The following is a 19713-nucleotide window of genomic DNA, read 5'->3' on the forward strand; positions in this document are numbered from 1 at the left end:
GTGCGCACGGTGCGCGAACCCCGGACCGGGCGGGCCGGCCGGTGACGGCCGACACCCGCGACGAGGTCGCGGCGCAGCGCTTCCACCGGCGGCGGCTGAGCGCGGCGCTGCTCCGGGGCGACCTCGATTCCTCGGCCGCCCCGCTGGCCCGGCTCGGCGCCGGCGTGTATGGGGGCCTGGCCGTCACCGTGCTGCTGCTGGCCGTGGCCGGCATCATCGGGGTGCTGCGGCCCGGCGGCTCGACGGCCTGGCAGGAACCCGGCGCGTTCGTGGTCGACGACGACACCGGCGCCCGCTACGTCTACCTGGACGGCGTCCTGCATCCGATCCTGAACTACGGCTCGGCGCGGCTGCTGCTGGGCGACCGGCTGCATGTGGTGACCGTGTCCTCCGCCTCGCTGGCGCAGGCGGTGCGCGGCCCGATGATCGGCATCCCGCTGGCCCCCGACTCGCTGCCCGACGCGGCCGACATCGTGGGCGTGGACTGGTCGGTCTGCGCGGTGGGCCGGGCCGCCGACGGTGCCGACCTGCGCACCGAGACCCGGCCGGGTGCGGTCGCCGCCGGCAGCGCCGTCCCGGACTCGGACGGGTACCTGGTCCGCACCGAGACCGGGCGCACCGCGCTGATCTGGTCCGGTCGGGCGCATCCGGTCCCCGACCAGTGGCTGGAGGCCCTGGGTTACCGGAACCCGGAGCCGATCGCGGTCGCGGACTCCTTCGTCGCGGCCCTGCCGGCCGGGGCGCCGCTGGCCCCGGTCACGATCGCCGGCCTCGGCGAACCCGGTCCCGCCCTGCCCGGATCCCTGACCCCGACGATCGTCGGCACCGTCTACGCCGACCGGACCAATGCCTTCTACGTGATGACCCGGGACGGGCTGGCCGGCCTGACCCCGTTGCAGGCCCAACTCCTGCTGGCCGACCCCGCCCTGACCGCCGCCTATCCGGGCAGCAGCCCGACCCCGCTGAAGGTCAGCCAGGCCCAGGTCAGCGAGGCTGCGCCCACCCCGCTGCCGGCCGCGGACCGCACGGTGGCGGCCGCCCCGGCCACCGCCCCCGCCCTGGCCACGCTGCCGCCCGGCGAGCAGCAGATGTGCGTGCGCTACCTGGGCAGTGCGGTGACCGAGCTGGTGGCCGGACCGGCCGAGGCGACCGGCGCGGCCGCCACCGGGTCCGGCCCGGTGCGGCTCGCACCCGGCACCGGTGCCCTGATCGCCGAACCGGCCGGCGCCGACGGCACCGGCATCACGGTGTACCTGGTCACCGACGCCGGCATCCGGTATCCGCTGTCCGGGCAGCGGGCCCTGGAGACACTCGGCCTGGCCGGCGCCCCGGTCGCCCGGCTGCCGGCCGAACTGATCGCCACCCTGCCGGTCGGGCCCACCCTGGACCCGGCCGCAGCCGCCGCCCCGCCGGCGCCCTAGCGCGGCGGGCCCGGCTCGATCAGGGCCGGTGTCGGCGTCGTGATCATCAACCGGGCCGGGCCGGCAAGATACCGTTCCGCCATGACCCCGGTCGAGAACGGCGGCACGCCGACCACCTCCGTCAGTCCGGTCGCCCCCGACCGGCCGGCCGAGCCGGCGGCTCCCCGGCCCACCCCGACCTGGCTGCGGCTGATCAAACGGCTGCCGTTCACCACCACCTACGTCGTGCTCACCCTGGTGCTGGCGGTGGTGCTGGGCACGTTGTGGACCACCATCGAGGACAAGTCCTGGTACCAGGATGTCGCCTTCGGCCTGCCGGCCTTCGAGGACGGCCGCTGGCTCACCCTGATCTGGGGCATGTTCTTCGCCCTCGATCCCTTCTTCTACGTCTACGTCGCCGGTGCGTTCGCGCTGATCACCGGGTTCTCCGAATGGCGGCTGGGCACCGCCCGCACCGTCGTGATCTGCGTTCTCTACCAGTGGGGCGCGGTCCTGATCACCGCCCTGGTCTTCCTGATCTTCCGCAACTCCGGGTGGGAATGGGTGCAGGCCCGGGCCGCCGAGACCGACGTCGGCTTCTCCGCCGGCATGCTGGCCGCGGTCAGCGTGGCCAGCGCCACCGTCCGGCCGCCGTGGCGGCTGCGGCTGCGGTTGGCGATCTGGGGCTACGTCCTGTTCTCCGTCCTGTTCGTCGGCCAGATGGCCGACGCCGAACACTTCATCGCGGTCGTGCTGTCGATGCCGTTCTCCACCCGGCTGGCCGGCCCGCACGCCCTGCGCGCCCGCGCCCTGCCCACCCGGCACGAGCTGCGGCTGCTGGCCGCGATCGGCGTGCTGGTCATCGCCACCCTGACCCTGCTGGCCAACCTGCTGCCGGACCGGCTGACCCCGCTCGGCCCGTCGCAGGACACCCCCGAGTCGTGGTGGGTGCTGATCATCGAGCTGGCGTTGTTCCTGTTCGTGGCCAACGGCCTGCGCCGCGGTTACCGCTGGGCCTGGTGGTGCACGGTCGTCCTGTGCGCCCTGATCGTGCTGCTGGCCCTGGTGGTCGGGCTGGTCGCCATCCTGCTGGCCGTCGACCCCAGCGCGGGCGAGCTGGACGTCGACGGCGGGCTGCCCGAGTTCTTCGCCCAGTCGCTGCTCTACCTGATCTACATGGTGATGCTGATCGCCGGCCGGGGTGCGTTCCGGGTGCCGCGGCGCAGCAAGCGGCGGCTGGCCTCCGGCACGTCACACGCCGACACCGCCAAGGACCTGCTGCGCCGGTGGGGCGGGGACACGATCTCCTGGATGACGACCTGGCCGGAGAACCGGCACATGATCACCGCCGACGGTCAGGGCTACCTCGCGTTCCGCAAGCACGCCGGGGTGGCCGTCGCCCTGGGCGACCCGGTCGGCCCGCCCGGGTCCACGGCCGGGATCATCGACGACTTCATCGCCATGTGCGACAAGGCCGCGCTGGTGCCCTACATCTTCAGCTGCAGCCGGACGACCACCGAGGTCACCGATGGGCTCGGCTGGTCCAGCGCCCAGGTCGCCGAGGACAACCTGATCGACCTGCCGACCCTGGAGTTCAAGGGCAAGAAATGGCAGGACGTGCGCACCGCCCTGAACAAGGCGCCCAAGGAGGGGGTCAGCTTCCGGATGGTCAGCCTGGCCGACGAGCCCTGGTCGATGGTCCGCCAGGTCGAGGAACTGTCCCAGCAGTGGCTCGGCGACAAGGAACTGCCGGAGATGGGCTTCACCCTGGGCGGGGTCACCGAGGCCCTGGACCGGGAGGTCAAGGTCGGCCTGGCCGTCGGCGCCGACGGCAAGCTGCACGGCGTGACGTCCTGGATGCCGGTCTACGGGCCGCAGGGTCACGTCCGCGGCTGGACGCTGGACCTGATGCGCCGCGCGGACGGCGGGTTCCGGGCCACGATGGAGTTCCTGATCGCCTCCTCCTGCCAGTGGTTCAAGCAGGACGGGGCCGAGTTCGTCTCGCTTTCCGGCGCCCCGCTGGCCCGGTCCGCGGGTGACGCGGACGGCGAGACGCCGGTGGAGAAGTTCCTGGACACGTTGGGCGAACAACTCGAGCCCGTCTACGGGTTCCGGTCACTGCACGCGTTCAAGGGCAAGTTCCAACCGCGGTTCTCCCCCATGTACATGGCCTTCCGGGACGAGGGCGACCTGCCCCGGATCGGTATCGCCATCACCCGCGCCTACCTGCCCACGGCCGGCCTGCGGGACATGATCTCGGTGGTCAAGCACTGACCCCGGCCTGATCAGGGCGGGGACACCGCCCGGCTGAGTGCGGCCGGCGGTACCTGCGGGTGCGGTTGCCGGTCGACCCGGCGGCTGCCGCAGTCCGGGCAGATCACGTAACGGATCAGGCCCGTGGAGGTCCGGTGCGCGGACTCGGTCAGCCAGGCGTGCTCGTGCGTCCGGCCCGGCGCCGGTGGGGTCTCGGGTCGGCTGTGCAGATCGTGGTGAACCGTCATGACGATCACGATGCTGTAATGGTCTTATGCATCTCAACCCTTACGGCGAGTACGCCGTGCTGCTCGCCGCGTCCCTGGCCAACGACTGGCCGGCCGACCGCGCGGGGATCGTCGGGCGGACCCGGGCGTTCGGGATGACCATGACCTTCCGGGCCGCGCCCGACGACCATGCCCGGACCCGGCGGGTGCTGGACGAGTGGCTGACCGTCGTCGACGCGGGCGATCCAACGCGGCGGGCCGAGCTGCTCAACCGGCAGATGGCCGCCGTCGCCGCCTACCCCCGGCTGACCGACCACGACGGCGAGGGCTGGCACCTGCACTACCGCGACGACGACCGCCCGCTGCCCGACGTGCTGGCCGCCGTGGTCAGCGTCGGCACCGCGCTGCACCTGACCACCCGCGGCATGCACCGGCTCGGGCGCTGCGCGGCCGGGCAGGACGCCGGTGACCCGTGCGCAGCGGTGGTCGTTGATGTCACCCGCAACGGCCGCCAGCGCTACTGCTCGGTGCGGTGCGCCAACCGGGCCGCGGTCCGCCGGCACCGGACGCGGGAGGCCGCCCGGTGAGGCGCGGTCAGCGGTCCCGGCGGCGCAGCGACGCCAGGGAGAGCCGGGCTCGCCACCGGCGCCAGAAGCCCAGCCCGCCGAGCAGCTCGGCACTACGGTCGTCCACCTCGCGCCAGTAACTGCGGGCCCGGTCCTCCTCGACCGGGGTCGGCGAGAACTGGGCGGCGTCGGCCGCCGGGGCCAGCCAGTCCACCTGCAGCACCCCGGCCCCGGACAGGTCACGGGCCGCCTCGGTGCGGGTGTGCCACGGGGTGGGGCGGTAGCCGGTGTCCACCGCGGTGTCCAGCAGCTGCTGCCAGCCACCGGTGATCCGGTCGGCCGGCGTCGGGGCGGCCAGCCGGCGCCGCCGCCGGCGGGACTTGATCAGCAGGATCGCCACCACCGGCGCCGCCACCAGGGCCAGCACCACCGCGGTCCAGGCCAGCATGGTCAGCACCAGTGCGGGCAGGAAGGTCGGTGATTCGGCCGGGGCCGGCGGGTTCGGATCCTGCGGCTGCTGCTCGGCCGAGTCGGTGTCGGCGGTGTCCGGCGGGATCTGCGGCAGGGCCGGCGGCTCCTCGACCGAGACCGCCCGCCGTTCGGTCTGGGCCCGCTCCTGGACGTCGGTCACCGGCTTGTCCGGCGAGGGGGTCGGGTCGAACGCGACCCAGCCGAAGCCGTCGAACGGGACCTCGACCCAGGCGGTGATGTCCTGCCCGCGCAGCTCGACCGGGGCGTCCCCGCTGGGCGTGCCGGGGACGAAGCCGACCACCACCCGGGCCGGGATGCCCAGTGAGCGCACCATCACCGCCATCAGGGCGGCGTACTGCTCCTGGTCGCCCAGCATCGACCCGCTGCCCACCATGCCGGTCAGCCGGTCCAGGCCGTGCCCGGCCGGTGCGGACGGCTCGCCGGCGCGGCCGTGGCTGAAGAACCCGTCCCGGGCCAGGCCGGCCCGGATGGCCTCCACCTGGGCGGCCGGGGTGAGCGCCCCGGTGGTGTACCGCTCGGTCTGTGACCGCAGCAGGTCGGGCAGGGTCACGGCGGCGGGCAGGGCGACCGGGCTCGGCCGGGCCCCGGCCAGCTGGTCGACGGTGGGCTGCGCCGCGATCCCGGCCACCACCCGGTACTGATCACCCGGCTGCCACCCGCCGGGCAGCAGCCCGGTGGCCTCGCCCGCCGAGTACCGCAGGTCGGCGGCCAGGTCGTCGGCCCGCGCGCCGCCGAAGTCCAGGCGCTCGATCGCCCCCGGCAGGGGCAGGAACCGGCCGGCGTAGTCCCGCACCTGCACGGTCACCGGCACCGAGGCGGTGGCCGCCGCACTCGGCCGTTCCGGACCGATACGCACGAACGCACCGGCGGTGTCACTGAGCCGGAACTGCCGGCCGTCGTAGTCGTCCAGGCTGGCCAACCGCAACCGGGCGCCGGCCGGCAGCCCCTGCACGACGAGCTGGACATCGTCGGCGTGCTGCTTGGTGAAACCACGGAACTGAGCCAGCGGGCTCTCGAACGTCGACGGGTCGACCGGCGCCCGCACCACCTCACGCAGGGCTGCCCGGTCGGGGGTCCCCGCGGCGGCCACCAGCCCGCCGACCACGGCCGCCACCGCCAGGATCGCGCCCGCGACCAGAAGCCGGCGCAACCCCAGCGCCCCGTCCGCGCCGGCCACCCGGTCCGCGGCCAGCTGGGACGCCGCGGCCGCCCGTTCGGCCCGGCGGGCGGTCCGGCCGCCGATCCAGCTGACCCATCCCAGCCCGCCGACCAGCAGGGACCCGCCGACCACGACACCGGTCCAGGGATCGAGCGTGACGTCGGCGAACAGGGCGTAGGCGACCGCGGCGGCGGCCGGCCCGACCAGGGCCAGGGCGGGCCGGCGGGTGCCGGCCAGGACCGCGGCCAGGGTGGTGCCGGCGGTGGCGATCAGCAGCGGTGGCACCAGCAACCCGCCCGCCACCCCGGTCGGGGTGGCCACGGTCAGCAGGTCGCGCCAGCCGTCCACCGCGCCGGCCAGGACCGCCGCGATCGCGTCGGCCGACGGCAGCACCCCCAGCACCCGGGACTGCGGCGCGACGACCAGGGCGCCGAGCACCAGCACACCGGCCCCGATCACGGCCGCGGCCAGCCATCGGGTGAGCGCCGAACGCCCGGGCCAGCGGTCCAGCACCGCGAAGACTGTGGCCGGCACCGCGGCGCCGACCGCCGCGGCGGCCACCGGCGCCGGCGACCCGTAGGCGGGCACCAGCAGCATCGAGCCCACGGTCACCAGGCCGGCCAGCACCGCCAGATCGGCCGCGCGCCACCACCGGCCGGTGCCGACGACGCGGCTGCGGCCCGGCCCGCGAACCCGCCCGCTCATCGCCGGACCCCGCGCAGGGCCAGCGGTAGCTGGGCCACGTCCTCGACGGTGACGACGGCCCCCGTGCTCAGCGGCGCCAGCGTGGCCGGGTGCGGTGAGTCCGGCACCCGGGCCCGCACCGCCAGCACGGTCGCGCCGGTCGGGCCCAGCCGGGCGGCCGCGCGCAGCCGGGCCGGCTCGACGGTGGACCCGAACACCAGCACCACCAGGGAGGTGCGCGGGTGCCGGCGGGCCACCTGCCGGGTCATGGCCAGCAGGTCGGGCGAACCGGCGACGGTGCGCACCGGGCTGAACCGGTCCAACACACCCTGGTCCGAGGCGGCGCGGATCGCCGAACCGGCCGCGTCGACCACGACGTCGCGGTGGCGCCGGACCAGCTCGGCCACGATCGAGGCCGCGCAGCTGACCGCGACCTCGAACTCCGGCGAGGTGCCCGCGTCGGACCCGTCGCCGGCGGCCCCCGGCGACCAGCCGGCCGCGCGGTAGTCGTCCGGGTTGCCGGCCAATACCACCGCGACCAGCGACCGGTGCGTCTGCAGGAACTCGCGGACCTGCAGCGTGCCGCTGCGGGCGGTCGACTTCCAGTGGATGAAGCGGCGGTCATCGCCCGGCACGTAGTCGCGCAGCGTGTGGAACGACAGGTCGCTGGCCGTGCGGATGGCCGACTCCTCCCCCTCCAGGTCCCGGGCCCGGCCGGGCAGCGGGTCGGGCAGCTGCACCGTCCGCGGATGCACGTACACCTGCTCGTGCACCGGCCACTGGACCACCCGGCGCAGCAGGCCGAACACGTCCCCGCGCACGGCACGGGCGGGCCCCAGCTCGATGACCCCCCGGCGGTGCGTGGGCAGCGGGATGACCACCGGGTGGGCGGCCCCGCCCGGCAGGGACGGCACCCGCACCTGCGCGGGCAGGCCGTCGACGTCCAGCTCCAACCGCAGCGGCAGCATCCGCCGGCCGGAGACGTTGCGCACCCCGACCCGGGCGACCGCCGGGTCACCGACCACGAACCGGGTGCGGGCCAGATCCAGATCGATCGCGACCGGTGAGCGGCCCAGCGCCATCGCCACGGCGACCAGCATCACCACGGCCAGCCCCGCGGCCAGCCCGGTCCATTCGCGCCACCCGGTCAGCCAGCCGACCAGGGCGGCGCCGACCAGCACCGCCAGCGCCACCCGGCCGCGCCGGGTGACGGTGGCCCACGCCGCGGCCAGCGCCGACCCGTCCAGCCGGGCCCGGGCCGGCCCGGGCGGCGGGGGCACCGGCGGGGGCACCGCGTGAGGCACCGCTGGAGGCACCTCCGCCGCCGCCGGGCCCAGGGCCGGGACCGGGGTCGGCCGGCCGCCGCTCGCCTCGCTCATCACCGCCGGCTCACGCCTGACCCCTCGGTGGGGGCACCCGCCGGAGCACGTCGTGGACCACGTCGGCCGCCGTCAGACCGCCGTACTCGGCCTCCGGATCGATCGAGATCCGATGGGCCAGAACCGGTTCGGCCAGGGACTTGACGTCGTCGGGGACGACGAAGTGCCGGCTGCGGGAGGCCGCCAGCGTGCGCGCCGACCGCAACAGCGCGATCGCGCCCCGCTGGGACACCCCCAAGGTCACGCCGTTGGCGGTCCGGGTGGCCTCCACGATCGCGGTGATGTACCGCATGATCGAGATGTCCACGTACACCCGGGCGGCCTGATCGACCAGGTTCGCGACCGCGGCGGGGGTGAGCATCGGCGTCATCACCGGCCGGCCGGCCCGGGTGCCGACCGTCGCCAGGATGGCCAGGGCGGCCTCCGCGTCGGGATGACCGACCGAGGTGCGGATCAGGAACCGGTCGAGCTGGGCCTCGGGCAACCGGTACGTGCCGGCCTGTTCGATGGGGTTCTGGGTGCCGATGACCATGAACGGGGACCCGACCGGCCGGGTCACCCCGTCGACGGTCACCGCGGATTCCTCCATCACCTCCAGCAGCGCGGACTGCGTCTTGGGCGAGGCCCGGTTGATCTCGTCGGCCAGCACGATCGAGGCGAACACCGGCCCGGGGTGGAACTCGAAGGCGCCGACCGACTGATCCCAGATGGTCACCCCGGTCACGTCGGAGGGCAGCAGGTCCGGGGTGAACTGGATCCGGGACGTGGTGCCGCTGATGGTCGCGGCCAGCGCCTTGGCCAGCGTGGTCTTGCCGGTGCCGGGGACGTCCTCCAAAAGCAGGTGACCCTCGGAGATCAGGCAGATCAGGGCGAGCCGAACGGCGTCCGGCTTGCCGACCAGCACCTCCCCGATGGCATGCACGACCGCGTCGAACAGCCCGGCGAACTGGGCGGCGTCGGTCGCCTCCAGGACCGGCGGGCCGGAGCCTTCGAGAGTCTGCACGGGTCTTCCTTCTAGTTGCACGAGGGGATCTTCGAATCCGGGTTGGTCAGTACCGGTTGTCGGTACCACTTGCCGTCAGTGGCCAAGTACCACTGATTGAGCGTCTTGAACGGGATCGGCGCCGGGTTGCCGGCCGGGAACTCGGGGTACGCCGGGCCGGAACGCACGCACAGCAGGCTGGCCGGGGCCGGGGCCGGGACCCAGTGGGCCGGGTCGCAGTCGGCCTCCAGGCGCCACTCCCCCGGGTAGGGCTCGTCGGCCGCACAGGTGCCCGGCAGCGGGGCCAGGCTCTGCGTGGCCACCACGAAGGCCGTCGCCGTCGACCCGCTGGCGCTGGCCTGCCGGCAGTCCTGGCCACCGCCGGTGGCCACGCAGTACCGCACGGTCACGGTGATCGACGAGCCGTAGTCCAGGTCCCGGCGCCAGCTGCCGGTCAGGCCGCTCACCGCGGGCGAGTCGGTCGCCGCACCGGTGATCTGCACGCTCTGGCTGAGCACCGGGCGCCCGTTGCCGCCGGGGAACGTCCAGGTCACCGACATCGAGCGACCCCATTTCTCGGTCGGGGCGACGACCACGGTCGGGTCGCTCAACGAGCCGAACGGCCGGCCGGTGACCGGATCGCCGGCCGGTCCGCACCGCACGTCCTCGCCGAAGCCGGACTCGCCGTTGCAGGCGCGGACCTCGACCGTGTAGTCGGTGCCGTTGGCCAGCGAGCCGATGGTGGCCGACGTCGACGGGCCGGCGCCGGTCCAGGAGCCGCCGTCGACCCGGTACTGGTAGTCGGTGATCGGCCGGCCCGGCGAGTCGGCCGGCGACCAGCTGGCGGTCAGCGACGAGTCGCCCGGGGTCAGGGTCAGGCCGGTGACGGCGGCCGGTCGGGCGAACGGGGCGACGGTGGCCGGGCCGGCCGGCGGGCTGTCCCCCCGCGGGTTCTGGGCCACCACCGCGACGGTGACCGGGTCGTTGCCGGTGACCGGCACGAAGGCGGTGAGCCAGTCGGCCCCGCCGGTGGCGGCGACCTGATCGCCGACCAGCAGACGGTAGGACTGGACCGCCTCGCCCCCGTCGTCGGCCGGCGGGGCCCAGCTGACCTGGACCCCGCGCCGACCCGCGTCGTAGACGAACTGGGCGGTCAGGGCGGTCGGCGCCCCGGGCACGCCGGACGGGATGATGGCGCCGCTGGGTGCGGACCAGTCCGAGGCGCCCTGCTGGTTGCTGGCCCGCACCTGGAACCGGTAGACCGCGGCCGAATCCAGACCGGACAGCACCGTCGGGCTGGTCGCCGGCTCGATCACCTGCACCACCTGGTCGCCCTGCAGCACCTGCAGGGCCATGGCCGTGACCGGGGTGAAATCGCCGGTGGGCACCGCGAAGCCGACCGCGACCTGCCCGCGGGCCCGGTACTCCACCGATGGCGCCGCGGGCGTCACCGGGGTGGTGTCGGGCACGATCACCGCGGAGGCCGCCGAGGGGTCGGACCGGCCGACCGCATTGGTCGCGCTGACCACGAAGACGAAGGCCTGCCCGGGGGTCAGCCCACCGATCACGCAGGTGCTGTCGCTGCCCGGACAGTCCTGGGTGATGCCGCCCCCGCTGACCGTGTAGCTCTGCACCGGGGACCCGTTGGCCGCCGACGGCGCCCACTGCAACTGCACGCTGCGGGCGGTGACGGTGCCGGGCACGGCGGCCGGCACGCCCGGGGCGGAGGGGCGGTCCTGGATCTGCACCCGCAGGGTGGCGGTGACCTGCCGGTCGGGGTCCCGGGTCCCGTCCAGGACGTCGGCGGCGACCACGATCTCGCCGACGAACCCGGCGGCCGGGGTGAGCGTGACGGTGCCCCCGCTGACCGTGGGTCCGGTGGCCACGCCGGCGGCCCCGTCAACGACCCGGACGCCGGTGATGCTCAGGCCCAGGCCGACCGGGTCCAGGCTGCCGGTGAGCAGGTCGACCGCGATCTCGACGCCGCCGCCGGCCTGCCCGACCTGCTGATCGACGACGGTGGGCAACGGCTTGGTCGATCCGGTGACGGTGACCGTCAGCGTGGCCTTGCCCTCCTTGCCGTCACCGTCGCTCACGCCGACGGGCAGCTCGATCCGGGTCCCGCGCGGGGTGTCCGCGGCCGCCGTCACGGTGATGACGCCGCCCTGCAGCCGGGCATCCACCCCGGCCGGCGCGGTCCCGATGGCGTAGCTGATGCCGGCCGCCTGGCGCTCGTCGTACGTGGTGGTCAGCGGCCGCAGATCCAGCGCGGCGGAGGTACCCGCCTCGACCGCCAGGTCGGCCGAGTCCAGCCGGGGCGGCGGCACCAGCCGGGGCGTGATGCGCACCGGGATGCCGAGCACCACCGGTGGTCCCGCCCCGACGGCAATCGGCACGTAGACGGCGGCCGACCCGCCGGCGTCCGACGGTGCGGTCAGGGTCAGCGTGCTCGGCGAGCTGCGCACCACCGTGCCCTGGGTGACCCGGGGCGCCGGGTCGGCGGCGATCGTGACGGCGTCCTGGCCCGTGCCGCCGACCACGACGTAGTCCTCGATCGCCACCTCGACGCTGCGTCCGGCGTCCAGCTCGACCGGCCCGACCCCCGACCGCAGTTGCGGCCCGTACAGCTGGTTCCGGGGCGGCACCACGATGAACGCACCGGCCCGGCCGCCGGAGGCGTCGGTGACCTGGTAGGCGATGACCTGCCGGACCGTGGACACACCGACCCGGATGGTGCGCGGGTCGACCAACGTTGCCGCAGCCGCCGACACCGGGTCCACCGACACGGTCAGCTCGCTGCCGCGGCCGCTGCGGTTGACCACCGACCCGGTCAGATCGACCTCGACGAATGCGTCGCCGGTGAGCGGGTCGGCGGTCAGGTCGCCGGGCTGGACGAAGGCGTCGCGGGCGACCGGCTCGAGCATCGGCGCGTCGGGCGAGACGGTGACCCGCACCGATCCGGAGGCGGTCAGGCCCTTGGCGTTGACCACGGTGTACCGCACGGTGCCCACCGTCGGCTCGGCGGGCGCGGTCAGGATCAGGCCGCCCTCGTCGACCTGCACGTCCAGGCCCGCGGTGGCGGTGAACGCCGGGTCGGCCAGGGCCACCGGTTGGCCCCCCGGGTCGACGACCGAGGCGAGCGGGTCGATCCGGATGCTGGTGCCCGGGCGCAGCGACGCCGCCAGATCGGGCGCCACCGGTGGGCGGGCGGCCACCGATGGGGTGACCACCAGCACCGTGACCTCGCCGGTCACCGTCGCGCCGCTCGGGTCGGCCGCGACGTAGGTGAGACGGTCGACCCCCGGGGTGCCGAACGCCGTGTAGGACAGGGTGTCCGGGCCGGCCACCCGCAGGTCGCCGAGCGGGGCCTCGGGCTGTTCGATCGATTGCAGGGTCACCCAGTCGCCGTCGGGGTCGACCCCGGCCACCGGGATGGTGACGGTGATGGCGCCGCCCGCGAACACCCGGGCGGTGACCGGCGGCGGGGCGTCCGGCGGCCGGTTCTCCTGCTCCCCGGCGGTCACCGTGATGGTGACGGTGCCCGCGGACTGGGCCGGTTGCCCGGCCTGGGCCGACCCCGAGGAGGCGAGGTAACCGAAGCTGATCTGACCGGCCGGCGCATCGGCCGGGGCCAGGTAGCGGATCGCGTCGGGGGTGACCAGCACCCGGCCCGGCAGGGCGTCGACCTGGGCCTGGTCGACCGTGACGGTGACCGGGGTGCCGTCCTGGCTGGTGGTGAACCGGGTCACCGGGATGGTCACCGCGTCACCGGCGCGGACGGTGGCCTGCACCGGGGCGGTCAGCGGCGGCGGCACGATCCGCGGGGTCGGCACCGGCACCACCCGGATCAGCCCGGTCGGCGAGTCGGTCCCGTCGAAGACGGTGTAGGCGAGCTCGACCGGCGCGCGCAGCGGGCGGGAGCCGCCGATCCGGACCAGGTGCAGGTCCACCACGGCCGCGGTGACCGGCGTCGAGCCGGTCGGGTCGGCCTCGACAACCTGCTGCACGGCCAGCCCGCGGCCCTGCGGGTCGGTGTCGTTGGCGGTCGGGTCGATCACCGTCTCCCCGTCGGCCGGCAGGTAGGCGACGTCGAGCATCGGCACCACGGCCGCCTGGGCCCCGTCGGCGGCGGCCACGTCCACCCGCAGGACACCGGTGGTCCCCCGGCCACCGGCGGCCGCCTCGAAGGTGAAGTAGTAGCTGCCCGGTTCGGCGGCGGTGACCGACACCGTGCCGGTGCGCGGGTCCAGGCGGGCGGTGGCCGCGGCGGCGGCCCCCTCCGGTTGCACGGCGCTGATCACCAGCGGTTCGGTCGAGCCGCTGACCACGCTGCGGCGCAGGTCGACCACGGCCGGCCGGCCCACGACGGTGCGGCCGAAGGCCGGGTACACCACCGGCATGCTCGAACCACCCGGTCCGACCGAGACGGTCAGGGTCCCGGTCGCCTGTTCCACCCCGTCGGAGACGACGAACTCGACCGGCACGTCGGTGCCCACCCCCGAGCCGGTGTTGCGGTAGGTGATGGTGCCGTCCGGGCGGAAGGACACCACATCGGCCCCCCCGGTCGCGGCCGAGACCAGGAACAGGTCGTCGCCGGTGGGCGAGACCATGTCGTCCAGCACGTTGTAGGAGACCGTGCCGTCGACCTCGGCCGGTACGGCCGACCGGCGGACCCGCTCCGCCGGGGCCGTCTCCCCGGCGGGCACCACCGCGATGCTGACCGACGCGCTCGCCCGGTCCCCCACGCCGTTGCTGACCTCGTACTGGATCGGCGGCAGCGCGGTGGCCGGGCCGGCGACCGTCACCTGCAGGGCGGTGCCGTTGCCGACCACGGCGACCGATCCCAGCTCGGCCGGCAGCGGCGTGACCGCATCGATGACGACCGTCGTGCAGTCGACACTGGGGTCGTTGTCCAGCACCCGCAGCACGGTGGACCGGCCGGCCCGGACGCCGAACCGGTCGTCGGCGACCCGCGGGGCCCCGACCGGGACCGCGGTGCAGTCCGGTGGCAGCCGAGGCAGTTCGTCGGAGCTCGTCGGCTCCTCGACCGTGACGGTGGTGTCGACCGGGCCGTCCGGGGTGACGTCGGACCAGTTGTCGACCGGCCGGAACCCGTCGCTGGCGATCCACGACCGGCCGCTGGCGGCGTCGGTGAGCACGACGGCGGCGCCCCGCGCCCGCAACGTCAGAGCGCCGGCGGTCACCGGGCCGGCCACCGTCACCGGGTTGGCCTGGTCACCGCAAGCGGCCAGCGCGGTGATCGGCGCGAGCGCACCCCGGCCGACCCAGGCCGCGTACCGGCACCCGGACACCGTCACCGGGGCGACCGGCACGCCGTCGGCGGCGGCCAGGGTGCGCACCGCGCCGCTGGTCAGGTCCACCGCGAGCAGGCCCGCACCCGAGGCGATCAGGACCTCGCCGGAGGCCGGCCCGGCCTCCTGCAGGACGGCGCCCGGGATCTCGGGCAGCGCGATCCGCCGGCCCGGCACCCGCAGGGCGGAGTCGGCCAGGTCCAGCACGACCGGCGTCTCGCCGACCGTGGTCAGTTGGATGTCGCCGGCGGCCGCCACGGGGGCATCACCCGGGCGGCCCAGCGACAGCGGGCCCTCGCCCAGATCCAGGGTCGTCGGGTCGGCGCCCGGGGTGACCGCGACGATGCCGTCCGCGCCGGGACGGGTGGCGAAGGCGGTCCCGCCCGGGCTCACGGCCAGCACCGTCTGCGGGCCGACGGTGGCGGCCGGGTCGACCGTCTCGGCGTCGACGGTGCCCAGGTCCTGGGCGAAGCCCACCCACAGCCGGCCGTCCACCCGATCGGTCACCGCGATGGTGCCGCCGCGCAGCGCAACCTGGGCATCGTTGGGAATGGCCGCGCGGGCCCCGAAGGTCACTGTGGCCGTGTCCAGCACCTGCAGCTCGTGCTTGTCCGGGTCGACCACCACCACCTCGTCCGCGGGCCGGCCGGTCGAATCCTGCAGCACCTGGGACTCCCCGCGCAGGGCCGCCGCCGAATCCAGCTCACCGATCCCGGTGTTGATCCGACCCACGTACGCCTGGCCCTGGTTCTTGAGCACCCAGACCGTGCTGTCCACCGGCTCGGGCGGTACCTGGGCGAAGCCGGGCCGCTGCCAGGCCACGATCACCCCGGCCACCAGCGCGACACAGCACACGGCCGCCCACGCGATCCCCAGCGGGGAGCGGCGGATCGGGGTCGTGCGGCGCCGAGGGCGCGGCCCGTTACCCACGCCGCCTCCTCGAATGTCCCGCCCACGATTCCCCCGCTGCCCACCCCGGTGCTGACGACGCGGACCCGGTGCAGCGCCCCGGCTCACATGATGCCATCCAAATGGGTCTCCGTCATGACTGTCTGCGATCATTCCGACGACTTATCCGCCTGATTTCCCGGTTCAACGCTCCAACCACCCGATGTTGTTTGGTCCATTAGCGCCGATTTCACGCACTTCATCACTTCACGTAGCGACCGGGTGGGTGCGCCCGCGCTGATTATCGCCCGGCCGGACTCCCTCCGGACGGGGTTGTGGACAACTTCGACATGCAAGGCTGGCCGAGTGCCCTGCTGTTCTCCCGGCTGTTCTCCCGGCTGTTCTCCCGGCTGTTCTCCCGGCTGTTCTCCCGCTCCCCGGCCGTACCGCCGCGGGCGGTGGCGGCTGGCTGCGGTCGTGCTCCCGGCGGCCCTGCTGGCCGGAGCCTGCACCTCGGTCCTGGACCGCTCGGCGCTGCCGTCCGGCGACCCCCGCACCGGCGGCTCGGCCGTGGTCACCGCCTCCGCGCCGATCACTCCGGTCACCCCGGACGGCCTGATCGCCGGGCCGGGTGTGAGCGATTCCGAGATCGCCCTCGGCATCCTGGCCGACCCCGGAACCGACCGGGGCTTCACCGCCGGCGTGCACCTGTGGCAACGCTCGGTGAACACCTCCGGCGGGGTGTGCGGCCGGACCGTCACCACCGCGGGGCAGGGGAGCGACGACATTTCCGCGGACGCCGCCACGGCCTACCGGCAGATCGGCCCGTCGACGCTGGGGCTGCTGGCTCCGACCCCGCCGGCGGGCGGGACCCTGACCGCCTCGATCGCGGCCGACCAGATCCCGCTGGTGACCGCGACGGCCACCTCGACCCAGCTCAATCCGTCCGGCCCGCTGGTCGCCGGGGCCACCGCGGACATCCTGATCATCAACGGCCTGGACCACCTGCGGGCGGCCGGCGTGATCGACCGGGGCGCCACCGTGGGAGTCCTGGACGACGGGTCCGGCCTCGCCGCGAATGCGCTGGCCGGCGCGCGCTGGTGGGCCGCGCAGAACGAGGTCACGCTGGACGTGCGCCCGGCCGGCGGTGCTGCGGTCGACGGTGGTGCGCCCGACGGTGGTCCGGGCGACGATGGTGAGGGCGACGGTGGTGAGGGCGACGGTGGTGCGGCGCCGGACGAGGCCGGGTGGACCGGTGTCGCCGCCGTGCTGGTGCCGGCCGATCCGGCCGCGGTGAGTGCGCTGCTCGCCGGCTCGACGCTGCCGGTGCTCACGCTGCTGGACGGGTTCGAACCGGGCGACTGGACCGCTGCGACCGTGGACGCCGCGGACGGGCGGCTCTTCGTGGCCACCCCGGCCCCGGCCTACGGATCGGACTACCCGGCCGCCGTCACGGTCGCCTCGGTGGCCGCCGCCGCCGGGACCGACGAGGCCGGGCCCCGCACCCTGGACGGGTATGCGGCCGGGTCGACGTGGGGCCGGCTGATCACGCAGGCGTGCGCCGACCGGACCCTGACCCGGGCCGGCATCCGGCAGGCCGCGAGCACCGTCGGGGCCGCCCCGGCCGGCTCCCTGTTCGGGCCCGGTGAGCTCAGCCTGGTGGTCGGGTCCGGCCTGCCGGCGACCCGGGTCTCCTCGATCTCGGTGGCCCAGCGCACCGCGCCGACCGGGCTTCGGTCGCTGACCTGGCTCGAGTCGGCGCCGGGCATCGAGGACTACCTGCCCTGATCGGCCATTCGGGGGCGGCTGGGGGTTTGTCCCCGAGGCGGGCGGTCCCCGGCCGGCGAAGACTGGATGTCATGACCACACCGGAACGTCCCTATCGGCGCCTGACCCTGTCCACCACCGACAAGATGATCGGGGGTGTCTGCGGGGGCATCGCGGCCTACTTCAACGTCGACCCCACGCTCATCCGGCTGATCGCCGTGGTGCTCGCGCTGGTCGGCGGCGGCGGCATCATCGCCTACCTGCTGGCCTGGTTGATCATGCCCAAGCCCTGATCCGGGCCGCGCGGTAGCCTGCCGGGCATGACGCAGCCGCCCTCCTCCGATCTCACCCTCCCCGACGGCGTGCGGGTCGTCGCCGGACGCGGTGGGCTGCTGGCCGTGCAGGTCGACGTCCCGGCGTGCCGGGGCGAGGTGTACCTGCACGGCGGGCACGTCACGTCCTGGAGCCCGTTGGGCCGGGAAGTGCTGTGGCTGAGCCGGGACGCGGTGTTCAAGCCCGGCACGGCCATCCGCGGCGGCGTGCCGATCTGCTTTCCCTGGTTCGCCGGCGGCCCCGACGGCGGCCTGGCCCCGGCCCACGGATTCGCCCGGACCACCGAATGGGCCCTGGTCGGGGCGACTACCGACGGCCAGTGGGTGGAACTGATCCTGGCCCTGACCGACTCGGAGCAGACCCGCGCACAGTGGCCGCACTCGTTCGCCGTCGACTACCGGGTCCGGATGGGCGAGGACGAGCTGGCGCTGTTGTTCACCGTCACCAACACCGGGGACGCGCCCTTCACCTTCGAGGAGGCGCTGCACAGTTACTTCGCCGTCGAGGACATCAGGTCCACCGAGGTGGACGGGCTGGAGGGCGCGAGCTACCTGGACATGGTGCCGGGGGCCGACCGCGGCCCGCACGTGCTCGACGGCCCGATCACCTTCACCGGGGAGACCGACCGGACCTTCCAGAGCACCGGGGCCACCGCGGTCATCCGGCGCGGCCCCCGGTCGGTCACGGTCGCCCGCGACGGGTCGAGCAGCGCGATCGTCTGGAATCCGTGGGTGGACAAGGCCGCCGCCATGGCCGACTTCGGCGACGACGAGTGGACCGGCATGGTCTGCGTGGAGACGGCCAACGTCAAGGCCGACGCGGTGACCCTGGAGCCGGGGGCCACGCACACGATGACCGCCTACATCACGATCTGACCGGCGCGGCTGTTCTCGCCCCACCTCAGTCGACGGGCCCGGCTAGCGGCTGGGCGCGATGGCCTGCCGGCGCCGCCACCAGCCCAGCGTGAACAGTCCAGGGATCAGCGGCAGCAGCAGCGTCGCCGCCCGCCAGATGACCAGCGCGGCGACCAGGTCGGCCGGGTCGGCAACGCCCTCGGCATTGATCAGCACGATCAGGCTGGCGTCGAGCACGCCCAGCCCGGCGAACGGGAAGATCGTCAACGGGTAGAGCGTGAGCATGGCGGCCAGCACGGCCAGGTAGCCGATGTCAGCACCGGGAATGCCGACGAACCGCAGGCAGACGATGACCACCAGCGAGTCGACCACGATGAAGCCGAGCATCGTCGGCGTGGCCCGGGTCATCCGCGACACCAACCCCGATGACGACTCCTTCTGGAACCGCACCACCGCGGCCGCCCAGGCGTCGGGGTCGACGGTCGGCCGCAGCCGGCGGACCACCCGGGCCGCCAGCCGCCCGACGTTGCCGGCCGCCCGCTCCCCCTTGGCGATCATCACCATGGCCCAGACCAGCAACGCGGCGGCGACCAGCCCGCCGAGGGCCATCCAGACCTGGATGCCCTCCACCGGCAGCACCAGCAGCGTGACCCCCAGGCCGAGGACCGGCGCGACGAACCGGGCCAGGTAGAACACGATGGTGTCCAGGACCAGGGCGGCCGCACCCCGGGTCGTTTCCACCCCGAACGAGGTGAGCATCGACAGGCGCAGCACGGTGTCCGCCGGCGGCGGGGTGAAGGTCTGGATCAGGGTGCCGGACAGCGCCGTCTGCAGCGCGTGTGGCAGGGACAGGCCGGGGATCAGGATCGGCAGGGTGGCCGCGTTCACCGACTGCCGGATCGCGATGAGCAGCACCACGACGGCGATCTCCCACCAGGTCAGCCGGGCCAGCGCGTCGCCGACCTGGGCCCAGTCGACGGCCCGCAGCGCCTGCACGGCCAGGTAGATCCCGCCGGCCACCAGCGCGATCTTGACCAGCATGACCAGCCCCCGGCGCCACCGGGCCCGGCCCTCGGCCGCGGGTGGCGGCTGGGGCACGGTCGGCGGCTGGGGCACGGGTGGCGGCTGGGGCACGGGTGGCGGCTGGGGCACGGCCGCCGGCTGCGGCACGGCCGCCGGCTGCGGCACGGCCGCCGGCTGGGGCACGGTCGGCGGCTGCGGCACGGTCGGCTCGGCCTCACTCACCGGCCCATCCTCGCCGATCCGCCCGGGCCGGCCGCGCCCCGCCTCGCTCTACCCCGCGCCTGGCCCCGGCCCCCGCTTCGGCTCCGGCCCCGCGCCGCCCCCGGCCCCGCGCCTGCCCCGCTGTTGATCATGGGCTAATGGCCGTTCTGGCGGAGCCAGAACGGCCATCAGC

Annotated in this window: 12 protein-coding genes; 6 read left to right on the plus strand and 6 right to left on the minus strand. The window is 74.7% G+C overall.

From position 1 onward, the window contains the following. The first annotated feature begins 41 nt into the window (after nt 1-41). Together eccB and NAMU_RS23845 are read left to right on the plus strand one after the other, a co-directional pair. The gene (eccB, locus tag NAMU_RS23840; RefSeq protein WP_015749898.1) at nt 42-1421 is read left to right on the plus strand and encodes a type VII secretion protein EccB; all 1380 of its coding nucleotides are present in this window, start codon (nt 42-44) and stop codon (nt 1419-1421) included. An 81-nt stretch (nt 1422-1502) separates the two neighbouring features. Then, complete coding sequence (locus NAMU_RS23845; protein ID WP_015749899.1) at nt 1503-3674, plus strand: bifunctional lysylphosphatidylglycerol flippase/synthetase MprF; 2172 nt, start codon at nt 1503-1505, stop codon at nt 3672-3674. 11 nt (nt 3675-3685) lie between these two features. Here the strand turns inward: NAMU_RS23845 and NAMU_RS23850 are convergent, their stop codons facing one another. Continuing rightward, nucleotides 3686-3901: a hypothetical protein gene (locus tag NAMU_RS23850; RefSeq protein ID WP_041369379.1), complete on the minus strand. Its 216-nt coding sequence runs from the start codon at nt 3899-3901 to the stop codon at nt 3686-3688. A gap of 26 nt (nt 3902-3927) precedes the next feature. On the opposite strand from NAMU_RS23850, the gene NAMU_RS23855 reads away from it, so the two are divergent. Beyond that, nucleotides 3928-4467: a CGNR zinc finger domain-containing protein gene (locus NAMU_RS23855; RefSeq protein WP_015749900.1), complete on the plus strand. Its 540-nt coding sequence runs from the start codon at nt 3928-3930 to the stop codon at nt 4465-4467. Between the two features lie 7 nt (nt 4468-4474). Here NAMU_RS23855 and NAMU_RS23860 read toward each other — a convergent pair whose 3' ends face one another. From NAMU_RS23860 to NAMU_RS23875, 4 genes are read right to left on the minus strand one after another with little or no spacing between them, the layout of a single operon-like run. Beyond that, a complete protein-coding gene (locus NAMU_RS23860; protein WP_015749901.1) occupies nt 4475-6802 on the minus strand; it encodes a transglutaminase-like domain-containing protein in 2328 nt (775 codons plus the stop codon). After that, nucleotides 6799-8160: a DUF58 domain-containing protein gene (locus NAMU_RS23865; RefSeq protein ID WP_015749902.1), complete on the minus strand. Its 1362-nt coding sequence runs from the start codon at nt 8158-8160 to the stop codon at nt 6799-6801. The genes NAMU_RS23860 and NAMU_RS23865 overlap by 4 nt, the downstream gene beginning before the upstream one ends. Before the next feature lie 10 nt (nt 8161-8170). After that, nucleotides 8171-9163 carry an AAA family ATPase gene (locus tag NAMU_RS23870; RefSeq protein ID WP_015749903.1) on the minus strand — a complete coding sequence of 331 codons (993 nt, stop codon included), beginning with the start codon at nt 9161-9163 and terminating at the stop codon, nt 8171-8173. A gap of 11 nt (nt 9164-9174) precedes the next feature. Further along, nucleotides 9175-15384: a fibronectin type III domain-containing protein gene (locus NAMU_RS23875; protein WP_015749904.1), complete on the minus strand. Its 6210-nt coding sequence runs from the start codon at nt 15382-15384 to the stop codon at nt 9175-9177. 435 nt (nt 15385-15819) lie between these two features. Here NAMU_RS23875 and NAMU_RS23880 point away from each other — a divergent pair, with 435 nt between their 5' ends. From NAMU_RS23880 to NAMU_RS23890, 3 genes are all read left to right on the plus strand, one after another. Beyond that, entirely contained in the window at nt 15820-17130 is a 1311-nt protein-coding gene (locus tag NAMU_RS23880) for a hypothetical protein (RefSeq protein ID WP_015749905.1), read from the plus strand. Between the two features lie 71 nt (nt 17131-17201). Next, entirely contained in the window at nt 17202-17402 is a 201-nt protein-coding gene (locus tag NAMU_RS23885; RefSeq protein ID WP_015749906.1) for a PspC domain-containing protein, read from the plus strand. 27 nt (nt 17403-17429) lie between these two features. Continuing rightward, entirely contained in the window at nt 17430-18317 is an 888-nt protein-coding gene (locus NAMU_RS23890; RefSeq protein WP_015749907.1) for a D-hexose-6-phosphate mutarotase, read from the plus strand. A gap of 42 nt (nt 18318-18359) precedes the next feature. On the opposite strand, the gene NAMU_RS23895 is transcribed toward NAMU_RS23890, so the two are convergent. Then, a complete protein-coding gene (locus tag NAMU_RS23895) occupies nt 18360-19541 on the minus strand; it encodes a lysylphosphatidylglycerol synthase domain-containing protein (RefSeq protein WP_015749908.1) in 1182 nt (393 codons plus the stop codon). Nucleotides 19542-19713: the final 172 nt, after the last annotated feature.

This window comes from Nakamurella multipartita DSM 44233 (assembly GCF_000024365.1).
GTDB lineage: Bacteria > Actinomycetota > Actinomycetes > Mycobacteriales > Nakamurellaceae > Nakamurella > Nakamurella multipartita.